The organism is Rhodoblastus sp. (assembly GCF_019449565.1).
Lineage (GTDB): Bacteria > Pseudomonadota > Alphaproteobacteria > Rhizobiales > Beijerinckiaceae > Rhodoblastus.
In genome coordinates this window covers 33,390-45,388 of record NZ_JAGRPM010000030.1, presented here as the reverse complement: position 1 = coordinate 45,388, position 11,999 = coordinate 33,390, and the positions used below count along the sequence as shown (strand labels likewise).

The following is an 11,999-nucleotide window of genomic DNA, read 5'->3' as shown; positions in this document are numbered from 1 at the left end:
GCCCAAAGGCGGAAGAAAAAGCGCGGGCTTTTTGGATTTAGCCCTTTATCTTGGAGCCGATTATCTTGCGCTTGGCAAGGGAGTCTTGATCGATGAGTCTTTATTCGCTCGACGGCGTTTCGCCGGAACTGCCGCCCGAAGGCCGCTATTTCGTCGCGCCAGACGCCAATCTGATCGGCCGGGTGCGCCTGCATGAGGACGCCAATGTCTGGTTCGGCGCGACCCTGCGCGGCGATAATGAATGGATCGACGTCGGCGCGCGGAGCAATGTCCAGGATCTGTCGGTGCTGCACACGGACATGGGCTGCCCGCTGACGATCGGCCCGGACGTCACCATCGGCCATGCGGTCATCCTGCATGGCTGCGCGATCGGGGAGGGCAGCCTGATCGGCATGGGCGCGACCATCATGAACAACGCCAAGATCGGCAAGTTCTGCATCGTCGGGGCCAATGCGCTGGTCCCGGAGGGCAAGGAGTTTCCCGATTATTCATTGATCGTCGGCGCGCCGGCAAAGGTCGTGAAGCAGATCGACCCTTCCGCGACGGAGCGGCTGCTGAAGAGCGCGCGGCATTATGTCGAGAATGGCCGCCGCTATGCCGCGGGGCTCGTGAAGATCGACTAAGTCGGCGAAGGCGCGGGCGTTCGCGCGCTCACAGCATAGGCGCGGGCGAAGTCCCGCACCGTTTTGTCACAAAATGACGTTTTCGTCGAACTGGTCGAACGACAGCGGGAGCGCGAATTCCAGCGCCATGCCGTGATCAAACACGCGCACAATCCGGGCGCGACGGCGGCCGATCTGGATCATGGCGCCCATGCGGCCCTGTTTGGCGCAGGTGACGGCCGCGCCCGAAACGGAAATATCGACGATTTTCGCGGGGAAGGAGGTCTTGTCGCCGAGGCGGATAACCGTATTGACTTCCTTGGGCACGATGCGCTCGTGGCGGCGGTCCTCGGGCAGGCCAAGCGTCTTGCGGTTGATCAGCCAGGTCAGCTGGTTGACCAGCTTCTCGCGCTTGGCGGACGGAAGCAGCGCCGTCATGGCGAAGCCATGTTCGAACTGGCGGACGATCACGCCTTCGATGCGGCCGAGGGCGTCGAAATAGGCCACGACCCGTTCGCCCACGGCGCCGGCGACGGGCGCAGTGAGGGCCAGGCCGCCAACGGAAATATCAATGGTCTGGCAGGGAAACTCGCGGCGGTCCTCGAGCATGTAGCGTCCGAGCAGCGCAAGTTTCACCCGCGCATGTCGGCGGCGCTCCTGCGGCTTGGCGCTCAATTTCCGCTGTAATTGCATAGGGCTGACCGGACTGTCGCTAATGTTGCCGGTAACTATAGGATCCAGCCTGTTAATTCATTGTTACTGCCGAGCTTTCGGAATTAATCCTCGGCTCGGCGCCAAGCTTCGCGCAAGCTTCAATCCTCGCGTCCGCCGGGGATGAGAAAGAAGGAATGGCGCCGCGCCTTGGGGCGGCGGGCGAGATCGCTTGGCCGAAATTCGTCGCCGCCCTCGCGTTTCGCGAGCATGGTCGGCATGGCGGCCTGCTCATCGCCGACGAAGCGCATGGCCGAGAGTCCGAGACAGTTGACTCGGCGCAGGCCGAACCAGGCGGGGAGAGCGGTTGGAGTCAGCATGCCCAGCACGCGGGCGTGCGTTTTGCCGTGGTGGCGGAGCGGCAGCAGCAAGAGTTCGAGATGGATGGCGCGCGCGTCATCGGGCTCTGCGGTGAGGCCTGCGACGACAGGACGCACCCCGTCGATGACCGCGGAAATCATCTCCCGCGCCGCCAGCCTGTCTCCGGGCGCAAACAAATCGACAAACGAGCGACCCTTCTGTTCGTCGAGAAACAACGCATTGAGCCGCGTGCCGGAGATGCGGACCGGGAACTGGCGCGCGTCGTCCACTTCGAGGATCATGGTGTCGGCGAGGATATGCCGGATGGCCGAGGGGTCGATTTCCTCGCGCTCCGGCGACAGGCGCGCGCCGCGCAGCCGGTTCCAGTAGCTATAGAGCTCTTGCGTGGCCGCCTGTCTCATTTTTTCGCCCTTGTTCTTTTTTGGGTCGATTGTGATCGATTGCTGGCCGGAATCCCGGTTACGACCGTTGTCTTTCCCGACAGTGCGAAGTTCGGGCCGGGGCCGCGCTTTCCCCGGCCGCCGTTAAGCTTAATGAATTGCTCATGTTGCAAAGACGTTAGGACTTTGGCAATATATTCTCATGCGAACGACGCGGCGGCGGATAAGCGACCCGGGTGACGCGACGTTCGAGCTAAACGCCTACGCTTGGTTTCTGGCCAATTTCGACGCCGCCGCGCTCTTGCTCGGGAGAGGCGGAAGTCGAAGCGCCGGGATCGCGGACGAGACCGCAAGCACGCCGCACAAGCATGACGGTTAACGCCGTCGCAGAAGGGGAGAGCTCGCTCCAGCTCTCCCCTTTCTGTTTGCCGCGAGAAGGGAACCATTCCGAGATGCGCGAACGCGCCCGCGAGCCGATCTTCAATATTCCCTTCGTCGTCGTCATTCTTCTCGCTGTCCTGATCCTGATCCACATCGCCCGCGCGCTGCTGTCGCCGGAAGCCGATGTCGGGATCGTGGCGACCTATGGCTTCGTGCCGGCGCGGTTCGGCTTTCTTATCGATCAGCGCGCCGTGCTGGATCACCTCACCCAGCTTGCCCGCGAGTCCGAGCTCGACGCCCAGATCGGCCAGTTCTTCCTGACCTACGCCCCCCCGAACCAGGTCTGGATGACGCCGCTGTCCTACGCCTTCCTGCATGGCGACAAGACTCATCTGATTTTCAATTGCGTCTGGCTGGCCGCCTTCGGCTCGCCGGTGGCCCGGCGCTTCGGTTCGGCCAATTTCCTGCTGCTGGGCGTGGCCGGCGCCGTCGCAGGGGCGGGCGTCTATCTCGCTTTGCATCTGACCGAAGCGACGCCGATGGTGGGCGCCTCCGCCGCGATCTCGGCCTATATGGGCGCGGCGGCGCGCTTCGTGTTCCAACCCGGAGGCTTCGCCCGCCCGGATACCGATGCGCCGCCGGAGCCGCCGCCGCTCGCTTCCTTCCGCGCCATGCTGGCGAACCGGCAGGCGCTGGCTTTCGTGGTGTTCTGGTTTGTCTCCAACCTCCTGGTCGGCCTTGGCGCGCAGAGCTTCGGAGTCTCGCAGGCGCCGATCGCCTGGGAAGCCCATATCGGCGGCTTCCTCGCCGGCGTGCTGCTCGCGCCGCTGTTCGACCAAAGGCGCAAGAGCTGAGCGCCCAGCCTTCGCTTGCGCTTGACGGCGAACCGGAGCATCCTTGCGGGAAAGACGGGAATAAACCCGCACCATTCCGGAGGATATCCATGAGCGTCGCAATCATTCTCGCCAGCAAGGGTCACGACGTGACCACAATTCAGCCGCATCGGACGATGCAGGAAGCCGCCGCCATTCTTGCCGAAAAAGGCATCGGCGCGGTGATTGTCACCGGCGGCGACGGCGAAGTGCTTGGTATCTTGTCAGAGCGCGACATCGTTCGCGCGGTCGGCCGCCATGGCGTCGCCGTCCTGCAGGACTCCGTGTCCAAATTCATGACCAGCAAGGTGGTCACCGCCCGCATGGACGAGGCGATCGACTCGGTCATGGAGCAGATGACCGCAGGCCGCTTCCGCCATCTGCCGGTGATTCACAATGGCCGGCTCGCGGGGGTCGTCTCGATCGGCGACGTCGTCAAACATCGGCTGGACGCGATCGAATCCGAACATCGCGCCATGCGTGAATATATCGCGACCGCCTGATCGCGACGCCGCCTCGCGAGAGGCGGGCGGCGCTCAGGGCGTTGTTTTGGCGGGTTCGCGGCTCTGGTGCTCCAGCGCCGCGACGTCCTCGATGTCGTTCAGGGCTCGCCGCGCCGCTTCGCGTCCCAACGTGATCAATTCGTCGGCGCGGTGAAAGTCGAAAAATCCGATCTTCGACAGGCGCGCGCTGATCAGCACGTCCGGCGGGTCGCCCGCGAGCCGCGACCGCGCGATCCTGTCCTGCGTGATGTTGAAGGCGTCCAGCATGGCGGCGGCCATGCCCGGCGCGCCATTGGCGCGGCGCCCGAACTGACGGTGCAATTGCCGCGCTTCCGATGCATGTTTGGGCAGGGGGGCAGGCTCGGCGCTTTCCTTGTGTTCCGGGGTCATGCCGGCGGCGTCCGCGATCAGGGAGCCGCGATAGGCGGAATCGCCGACCAGATTCACGGCGATCACCAGTTCCGCGCCAAGCGCCCGGCACAGGGTCACCGGCACCGGATTGACCAGCGCCCCGTCGAACAGCCAGCGATTGTCGATGCAAAGCGGCTCGAACACGCCGGGCATGGCGTAGGAGGCGCGGATGGCCGAGACAAGGTCGCCCCGGCGCAGCCAGACCTCGTGGCCGGCTCCGATTTCCGTGGCGACGGCGCCGAAGACAATCGGCAGGTTCTCGATCCGCCGGCCTTCCAACTCGCGCGAAAGCTCGTCGCGCAGCTTGCCGCCTGAAATCATGCCCACGCCGGAAAAGGACAGGTCCATCAAGGAGAACACCCGGCGCTTGGTCAGCGAGCGGGCGAAAGCTTCGAGCGCGGAGAGGCGGCCCGCCGAAAAGCAGCCGCCGACCACCGCGCCGATGGAGGCCCCGGCGATGACGTCTATGGGGACGCCGCGCGCCTCAAGCTCCTGCAAAACGCCGATATGGGACCAGCCGCGCGCCGCGCCGGAGCCGAGCGCCAGGCCTATGCGCGGGCGTCTTCGCGTCGTCGCTGCTCCGCCGCCGCTGGCCGCCGAGAAGCTTTCGCCGGATTTTTCGAACGTCTTCCAATTAAAACCGAACATGGGCCGGTCCTCAATTGAAACATTCCGCCTGGATTGGCGCTTGCCCCGCAAAAATTGCGCCGCCGAGCCGGGATGTTCTTTTTTTGTGGCCCTACGGTAAACGACGAGGCTGCGCCCGACACATTTCGGAAAGCTTAATGCGCCGTTTTCCCTAATATGGGGGCCTTTTAATAAATGTCAGCGGACGGCAAAGGTTCCGCTGAAATGAGCGGGATTCTTTGACGCGCGCCACGAATTGCGTTAGCCCCGCCTCGAATGTCGTTTCCGAGGCCGCCCGATGAATGTTTACGCCGAATTCCATGACCGCATCGCCGCCATTCTCGGACGGTTCGGCAAGGAGGGCCGCCTTCCGGAGAACCTCGATCCGGCGCGTTTTGTCGTCGAGCCGCCGCGCGACGCGAGCATGGGCGATCTGGCCTGCAACGCCGCCATGGTGTTCGCCAAGGAGGCCAAGGCTTTTTACCCGAACCCGCGCCAGCTCGCGGCTGAACTGGCCTATGAGCTGACACAGGAGCCGGACGTCGATCAGGCCGAGGTGGCAGGGCCGGGCTTTCTCAATATCCGTCTCAAGACGCGGGTCTTCGCGGACATCCTGCGCGAGATCATCGTCGATGGCTGCGATTTCGGGCGTGGCGCTTCAGGTCGGGTCGCCGCGAAAAAGGTCAATGTGGAATATGTCTCCGCCAATCCGACCGGGCCGATGCATGTCGGCCATGGCCGCGGCGCGGTGTTCGGCGACGCGCTCGCCAGCCTGATCGAGTTCTCCGGCTCGGAGGTCACGCGCGAATATTACATCAATGACGCCGGCGCCCAGGTCGATGTGCTCGCGCGCTCGGCCTTCATGCGCTATCGCGAGGCGCTCGGCGAGGACGTGACCATTTCGGACGGGCTCTATCCGGGCGATTATCTCAAGCCGGTCGGCGCCGCTCTGGCGCAGAAATTCGGCGATTCCCTGCGCGACAAGCCCGAAGGCGAATGGCTGGAGCCGGTGCGCGAGGCGGCTATTGCCGCGATGATGGAGATGATCCGCGACGATCTCGCCGCGCTCAATATCACGCATGAGGTGTTCTTCTCCGAGCGCAGCCTGCACGACAGCTCCAAAGGCCCGTCCGATGTTGAAGCAGCGCTTGAGGATTTAGGCGCCAAGGATTTGATTTATGAAGGACGTTTGCCTCCGCCCAAGGGGCAGCTTCCCGATGATTGGGAAGATCGGGAGCAGACCCTGTTCCGCTCCACCTCCTTTGGCGACGACGTCGATCGCCCCTTGAAAAAGTCCGACGGCGCCTTCACCTATTTCGCATCGGACATCGCCTATCACCGCAAGAAAATCGAGGGCGGCTATGACGTCCTGGTGGACGTCTGGGGCGCCGACCATGGCGGCTATGTCAAGCGCATGAGCGCGGCGGTTCAGGCGCTGTCCGAGGGCCGGGTCTCGCTCGACGTCAAGCTGTGCCAGATGGTCAAGCTGATGCGCGACGGCGAGCCAGTGAAGATGTCCAAGCGCTCGGGCGATTTCGTCACCCTGCGCGAGGTGGTGGACGAAGTCGGCGTGGACGCCGTGCGCTTCATGATGCTCTATCGCAAGAATGACGCGCCGCTGGAGTTCGACCTAGCCAAGGTGATCGAGCAATCCAAGGACAATCCGGTCTTTTATGTACAGTACGCCCATGCGCGCGCCTGTTCCGTTCTGCGACAGGCCCTGGCCGCTTTCCCCGATCTCGACCTGACGCCGCAGCGCCTCGCGGCGGCCGACCTCGCCTTGCTGGACGATGAGCACGAATTGGCGCTGATCAAATTATTGGCGCAATATCCGCGCCTTATAGAGAGCGCGGCCGCTGCGCATGAGCCGCATAGGCTGGCTTTTTACCTGCATGACGTTGCGAGTTTTTTTCATTCGCACTGGAATCGCGGCAAAGATCAGCCGCAATTACGCTTTGTTAATCAAGATCGTAGAGATTTGACCTGCGCCAGGCTCGGTCTCGTGACAGGGTTAATCAATATACTGGCGTCAGGATTGTCTGTTCTTGGTGTTAAAGCGCCGGACGAGATGCGCTAGTTGCGCGTAAGCCCTTCTGGAGATGGGCGCTCCCTCCGCGTCGCTTTGTGTTAATCGCGAGGGTTGGCTATGGGTGAGTTTGCCGCCAAGTTTCGTCCGGAGGTCGATCTGGACGAGTTCGAACGTCGCCTGCGCGCCGCCGCGCCCGCGTCTCAATCCCGTCCGGAGGGTGGCGATCCCCTGGCGGAGCTCGCGCGCCTCGTGGGCGGCGAGAGCATGGCCAAGAAGGAAGATCCCTTCGAGGCGCTTTTCCGCGCTCAGACGGCGATAGCCGAAATCCATAACGCTCGCCGCGAGCAGTCGCATCCGGCTCCCGCGACCGAGGGCGATTTTGGCCATTATTCCCTGCGCGAACCTTATTTCGAGGATCAGCAGCAAGCGCCGCAGCCCCAGCACGCGCCGCAGCCCCAGCAAGCGCCCCAGCCGCAGCAGGCCTATGGCCATCCGGCCGAGGCCTATGCGGCCGAGCCGCTACCCTATCAGGAATCCGAGCCAGCCTGGGCGCCTGAGCCGCAGGCCCAGCCCTCGGGGCAGCAGGACTGGCCCGCCGCTTTCGAAGAGCAGGCCTCCGCGCCGCCCCCGCCCGACTTCCGGCGCAAGGTGATGCTCGGCATGGGCGCCGTGCTCGGCCTCGGCGTTCTCACTATTGGCGGAACGCTGGCGTTGCGCGGAAAATCCGCCAATCAGGACGTGGTCACGATCCAGGCCGACAGCGACCCCGCCAAGGTCAAGCCGGCCGCGTCCGACAACGCCGCTGCGCCCGCTGGCCAGGCCCTGTTCGACCGCAAGAGCAACGGCAATGTCTCCAAGGTCGCCGGCAGTTCCGAGCAGCCCGCCGATCTCGGCGTGACGGTGAAGAACGCCCGCGTCGTCGGCGGCGCGGCCGGCGTGGATACGCCCGCGCCGCCTTCGCCCACCGGCGCTCCGGCCCAGCCGCAGCACGCCGACGCGATTTTCCCGACGGCCAAGAAGGTCAAGACCGTTTCGGTGCGCGCCGATGGCACAGTCATCGACAACGCCGCCGCCCCGGCGCCGGTCGCCCGCACATTGCCGTCGCTTGCCGCCGGCGCCCCGCCGTCGAGCGCTGCCGCCGCGCCTTCGACCCGGACGCCCGCTCCGAAAACGACCGAGCGCGCCACGTCCACCACGGAGGCGGCCCTGAAGGCGCCGGCGCATCCGCAGGCCGCCAAACCTGACGCCGCCAAACCGCAGCAGCCCGTGAAGGTCGCCGCGAACGCGCCGGGCGAAGCCGGCGGCTTCGCCGTCCAGCTCGCCGGAACGCCGAGCGAAGCCGAGGCCCGCGCGGCGGTGAACTCGCTTTCGGCCAAATATTCCAGCGCGCTGCAGGGCCATCGCCCGAGCTTCGTGCAGGCCAAGATCGGCGACAAGACTGTCTATCGCGTCCGCGTCGGCCGTCTGACCGAGGAAAGCGCCAAGTCCATGTGTACGGCTATCAAGGCCCAGGGCGGGAATTGCTTTGTGGCGAAAAACTGACGCCTCATGACCTTTCACGCCTTTATCGCCGGCTGCGCCGGATTTGAGCTCAGCCCCGACGAATGCGCTTTCTTCAAGGAGGCGCGGCCGTGGGGGCTGATTCTGTTCCGGCGCAATATCGATAGCCCCGCGCAGGTTCGGGCCTTGACGGACTCCTTCCGCGACTTGCTCGGCGCAGATGCCGCCGTGCTGGTGGATCAGGAAGGCGGGCGCGTGCAGCGCCTGACCGCGCCGCATTGGCCGGTCTATCCGGCCGCCGCCGCTTTCGGGCGGGTTCCCGGCGACGACGCCCGCCTTGCAACGCTTGGCGCGCGTCTGATCGCGGAAGATCTTCGCGCTGTGGGCATAGATGTTGACTGCCTGCCGGTGCTCGACACGCCGGCGCCGGGATCGCATCGCGTGATCGGCGATCGCGCCTATGCCGACAATCCGGCCGATGTCGCGCGGCTTGGCCGCGCCGCAGCGCAGGGTTTGATGGCCGGCGGCGTCATGCCGGTGATGAAACATGTCCCCGGCCACGGCCGCGCGACGGCGGACAGCCATCTCGAGCTGCCGCGCGTGCATGTCTCGCGCGCCGAACTGGAGACGGATTTCGCGCCATTCCGCGCCAATGCCGAACTTCCGGCGGCCATGACAGCCCATGTGATCTATGAGGCGCTCGATCCGGCGCATCCGGCGACGCATTCGCGCATGGTGATCGAGGAGGTCGTACGCGGCGAGATCGGCTTCGATGGCCTGCTGATGACTGACGATCTTTCCATGCAGGCGCTCGACGGGCGCTTTTTCGAGCGCGCCGCGCGGGCCTTCGCGGCTGGTGTCGATCTTGCTTTGCATTGCAATGGCGACTTGACCGAAGCGGGCGCCGTGGCCCAGGCCTCGCCCGTCCTCGCGGGCAAGGCGCTGCACCGCGTCGAGCGGGCGCGGGCGCAGGTTTCCGCCGCTTTTGCGGGCGCCGAGGGGTTCGATCCTGTGGAAGCGCGGGCGGAACTGCTTTCGGCGCTTGCGGCTCTGGCCTGATTCGCCCACGCTGAAAGCCTGATTCGCATCGCAAGCGGAGTGGAGCAGACAGCGATATATGGAGCGGGTGAACGACAACGTCCCCGGCCGCGTCGCCTCCGGCGGCCTTGACAGGGCCGAGGCGGAATTCGAGACGGCGGGCGACGAACGCGCGGAAGGCGAAGCGGATTTCCGGGTCGATGTGGACGGCTATGAAGGCCCTCTCGACCTGCTGCTTGAGCTTGCGCGTCGCCAGAAGGTTGACCTGAGCCGTATTTCCGTCCTTGCGCTGGCCGAGCAATATCTCGAATTCATCGAGGCCGCGCGCCGCGTCCGGCTTGAGTTGGCAGCCGATTATCTCGTCATGGCGGCGTGGCTGGCCTATCTCAAATCGCGCCTGCTGCTGCCGGCGCCGCCCAAGGCGGAGGAGCCGGACCCACGGGAGCTGGCGGCGAGCCTCGCCCGGCGCCTGAAGCGGCTGCAGGCGATCCGCGCGGCGGCGGAGCGTCTGACCGAGCGCCCGCGTCTTGGCCGCGACCTTTTTCTGCGCGGCGCCCCGGAGGGGCTGGACATCATCAACGCGCCGCTCTATCGGGCGAGTCTGTTCGATCTGCTCTCCGCCTATGCCATACAGCGGCAGAAACAAGCCTTGTCGCATGTCTCGCTCAAGACGCGGCAGGTCTGGTCTCTGGCCGAGGCCCGCGAGGCGCTGGAGCGGATCGTCGGCATGGCGGTGGAATGGACGACGCTCGATGATTATCTGATCGCCTGGGTCGCCACGCCCGCCCAGGCGCGCACGGTGCGCGCCTCGACCTTTTCGGCCTCGCTAGAAATGGTCAAGGAAGGGCTGATCGACCTGCGGCAGGACCGCGCCTTCGCGCCGCTCTGGCTTCGGCGCCGGCAGGCGCTCGCGGCGGAGTGACCGGGTTTGGCGGATCAAGAGTCCCTGTTTGACCTCAAGGCGGCCGACGCCGCCGCTTATCTGGCCCGCGAAACGCCCGACGAAGCGCAGCGCGAGGTCATGCGGCTGTGCGAGGCGCTGATTTTCGCCGCGACCGAGCCTTTGAGCGAGGACGAAATGATCAAGCGCCTGCCGCAGGGCGCGGCGCTCGCCCCGGCTCTGGCCTATCTCAAGGCCGAATATGTGTCGCGCGGCGTGAATCTGGTGCGGGTCGGCAAGAAATGGATGTTTCGCACCGCGCCGGACCTCGCCTGGGCGCTTCAACGCGAACAGCAGGAGCCGCGAAAGCTCTCGCGCGCCGCCATGGAGACGCTGGCGATCATCGCCTATCACCAGCCAGCGACCCGCGCCGAGATCGAGGATATTCGCGGCGTCGCGCTGTCGAAAGGCACGATGGACGTGTTGCTGGAGACCGGCTGGGTGCGCCTGCGCGGCCGCCGCCGCGCGCCCGGACGCCCCGTGACCTATGGTACGACGGAAAATTTTCTGCTGCATTTCGGCCTCGAGCAGATTTCCGACCTGCCGGGCCTCGACGAACTCAAGGCGGCGGGCCTGTTCGACGGCCGCCTGCCCAAGGGCTTTGGCGTGCCGCAACCGCGCGACGACGCGGGGTTGCTGGAAGACGAGGAGCCTCTGGGCGAAGAGCCGCTGAACGAGGCTTTCGCCTCCGACCTGCCGGAGGAATGAGGCCTTCAATCACCCCGACGCCAGCAGCCCCAGCGTGAGGGGCATGGTCGCGGCGGCCATGATGGTCTGGGCGGCGGTGATGCCCGCCATCAGGGGCGCGTCGCCGCCCATTTGCCGCGCCAAAATATAGGCTGAAGAGGCTGTGGGCAGCGATTGGTAGAGCAGGGCGACGGAGGCGGGTGTCGATGGCAGCCCGACAGTTCGCACGGCCAGGAAGGTGATGACGGGCGCCGCCGCAAACTTGAACAGCGACGAGGCGAAAATGGGTTGCGCCCAGCCGCCAATGCCCGAAAAGCGCAAAGCCGCGCCGACGCAGAGCAGGCCAAGTGGCAAAGCCGCGCCGCCCAGCGCCTTCATCGCCGGCTCAACGCCGAAGGGAAGTGAAAAGCCCGCCATATGAAAGGCGAGGCCGCCGAGGCAGCTCAGCACAAGCGGATTGGTCACGCTTTGCCGCAGCACATGGAGCGGCGACAGCCGCACTTCGCCGTAGCGCGCGAACACCAGCACCGCGAGGACATTGACGGTCGGCACAAGCGCGGCGTTGCAAATGGCGGCATAGGCGATGCCCTTCGTGCCCAGCAGACCCGAGACCATCATCAGGCCGATATAATTGTTGAACCTGATTCCGCCTTGGAAAACCGAGGTGAAACCGGCGCCGTCGGTTCGGATCAGCGGGCGAGCCGCGACGATCAGCGCGGAGAGCGCCAGCGTCGAGCCGATGAGCGCGCAGGAGAGCCGGCCGGCCGGCAACTCACCAATATCCGCTGTCGCCATCCCATGGAAAAACAGGGTCGGCAGCAGGACGAAATAGCTGATACGCTCGGCCTGCGGCCAGAAAGCCTCGTCGAGAACGCGGAAGCGCTTCAGGGAATAGCCAAGGCTAATGAGCAGGACGACCGGCGCCAGGGCATTGAGGGCGGCGACCGTCATGCTCAGCTTCCTTTCTGGCGTCATGCGACCGCGTGAAGATTAAAGA

At 65.2% G+C, this 11,999-nt stretch carries 12 protein-coding genes; 8 read left to right on the top strand and 4 right to left on the bottom strand.

The genetic code is table 11. The features are described from left to right. The first annotated feature begins 92 nt into the window (after window positions 1-92). The gene (locus QZ409_RS07275; protein ID WP_296708629.1) at window positions 93-623 is read left to right on the top strand and encodes a gamma carbonic anhydrase family protein; all 531 of its coding nucleotides are present in this window, start codon (window positions 93-95) and stop codon (window positions 621-623) included. A gap of 66 nt (window positions 624-689) precedes the next feature. On the opposite strand, the gene QZ409_RS07270 is transcribed toward QZ409_RS07275, so the two are convergent. Beyond that, on the bottom strand, window positions 690-1,295 hold the full coding sequence (locus tag QZ409_RS07270) for a PilZ domain-containing protein (protein ID WP_296708626.1): 606 nt from the start codon (window positions 1,293-1,295) through the stop codon (window positions 690-692). A gap of 119 nt (window positions 1,296-1,414) precedes the next feature. Beyond that, window positions 1,415-2,035: a PAS domain-containing protein gene (locus QZ409_RS07265; protein WP_296708623.1), complete on the bottom strand. Its 621-nt coding sequence runs from the start codon at window positions 2,033-2,035 to the stop codon at window positions 1,415-1,417. A 431-nt stretch (window positions 2,036-2,466) separates the two neighbouring features. Between QZ409_RS07265 and QZ409_RS07260 the strand changes: the two genes are divergently transcribed. Together QZ409_RS07260 and QZ409_RS07255 are read left to right on the top strand one after the other, a co-directional pair. Continuing rightward, entirely contained in the window at window positions 2,467-3,249 is a 783-nt protein-coding gene (locus QZ409_RS07260; protein ID WP_296708618.1) for a rhomboid family intramembrane serine protease, read from the top strand. A gap of 89 nt (window positions 3,250-3,338) precedes the next feature. After that, window positions 3,339-3,770 carry a CBS domain-containing protein gene (locus QZ409_RS07255; protein ID WP_296708616.1) on the top strand — a complete coding sequence of 144 codons (432 nt, stop codon included), beginning with the start codon at window positions 3,339-3,341 and terminating at the stop codon, window positions 3,768-3,770. 33 nt (window positions 3,771-3,803) lie between these two features. Here QZ409_RS07255 and QZ409_RS07250 read toward each other — a convergent pair whose 3' ends face one another. Beyond that, window positions 3,804-4,829 (bottom strand): patatin-like phospholipase family protein, encoded by a 1,026-nt coding sequence (locus QZ409_RS07250; RefSeq protein WP_296708612.1) that lies wholly within the window; start codon window positions 4,827-4,829, stop codon window positions 3,804-3,806. Window positions 4,830-5,106: 277 nt separating this feature from the next. Between QZ409_RS07250 and argS the strand changes: the two genes are divergently transcribed. The 5 genes from argS (at window position 5,107) to scpB (ending at window position 11,023) form a co-directional block, all read left to right on the top strand. Then, entirely contained in the window at window positions 5,107-6,885 is a 1,779-nt protein-coding gene (argS, locus tag QZ409_RS07245) for an arginine--tRNA ligase (protein ID WP_296708608.1), read from the top strand. 69 nt (window positions 6,886-6,954) lie between these two features. Then, complete coding sequence (locus tag QZ409_RS07240; protein ID WP_296708603.1) at window positions 6,955-8,379, top strand: SPOR domain-containing protein; 1,425 nt, start codon at window positions 6,955-6,957, stop codon at window positions 8,377-8,379. A gap of 6 nt (window positions 8,380-8,385) precedes the next feature. Next, window positions 8,386-9,396, top strand: a complete 1,011-nt coding sequence (gene nagZ, locus QZ409_RS07235; protein WP_296708600.1) for a beta-N-acetylhexosaminidase — start codon at window positions 8,386-8,388, stop codon at window positions 9,394-9,396. 67 nt (window positions 9,397-9,463) lie between these two features. Beyond that, window positions 9,464-10,297, top strand: a complete 834-nt coding sequence (locus QZ409_RS07230; RefSeq protein WP_296708596.1) for a ScpA family protein — start codon at window positions 9,464-9,466, stop codon at window positions 10,295-10,297. Between the two features lie 60 nt (window positions 10,298-10,357). After that, window positions 10,358-11,023 carry an SMC-Scp complex subunit ScpB gene (scpB, locus tag QZ409_RS07225; RefSeq protein ID WP_296708881.1) on the top strand — a complete coding sequence of 222 codons (666 nt, stop codon included), beginning with the start codon at window positions 10,358-10,360 and terminating at the stop codon, window positions 11,021-11,023. Between the two features lie 9 nt (window positions 11,024-11,032). On the opposite strand, the gene QZ409_RS07220 is transcribed toward scpB, so the two are convergent. Next, window positions 11,033-11,953, bottom strand: a complete 921-nt coding sequence (locus tag QZ409_RS07220; protein WP_296708593.1) for an AEC family transporter — start codon at window positions 11,951-11,953, stop codon at window positions 11,033-11,035. Between the last annotated feature and the right edge of the window lie 46 nt (window positions 11,954-11,999).

Coding starts and splice junctions, on each gene's coding strand:
- QZ409_RS07220 (WP_296708593.1), bottom strand. CDS start 11,953: ATGACGGTCGCCGCCCTCAATGCCCTGGCGCCGGTCGTCCTGCTCATT.
- QZ409_RS07270 (WP_296708626.1), bottom strand. CDS start 1,295: ATGCAATTACAGCGGAAATTGAGCGCCAAGCCGCAGGAGCGCCGCCGA.
- QZ409_RS07250 (WP_296708612.1), bottom strand. CDS start 4,829: ATGTTCGGTTTTAATTGGAAGACGTTCGAAAAATCCGGCGAAAGCTTC.
- QZ409_RS07265 (WP_296708623.1), bottom strand. CDS start 2,035: ATGAGACAGGCGGCCACGCAAGAGCTCTATAGCTACTGGAACCGGCTG.
- nagZ (WP_296708600.1), top strand. CDS start 8,386: ATGACCTTTCACGCCTTTATCGCCGGCTGCGCCGGATTTGAGCTCAGC.
- QZ409_RS07275 (WP_296708629.1), top strand. CDS start 93: ATGAGTCTTTATTCGCTCGACGGCGTTTCGCCGGAACTGCCGCCCGAA.
- argS (WP_296708608.1), top strand. CDS start 5,107: ATGAATGTTTACGCCGAATTCCATGACCGCATCGCCGCCATTCTCGGA.
- QZ409_RS07255 (WP_296708616.1), top strand. CDS start 3,339: ATGAGCGTCGCAATCATTCTCGCCAGCAAGGGTCACGACGTGACCACA.
- QZ409_RS07260 (WP_296708618.1), top strand. CDS start 2,467: ATGCGCGAACGCGCCCGCGAGCCGATCTTCAATATTCCCTTCGTCGTC.
- QZ409_RS07240 (WP_296708603.1), top strand. CDS start 6,955: ATGGGTGAGTTTGCCGCCAAGTTTCGTCCGGAGGTCGATCTGGACGAG.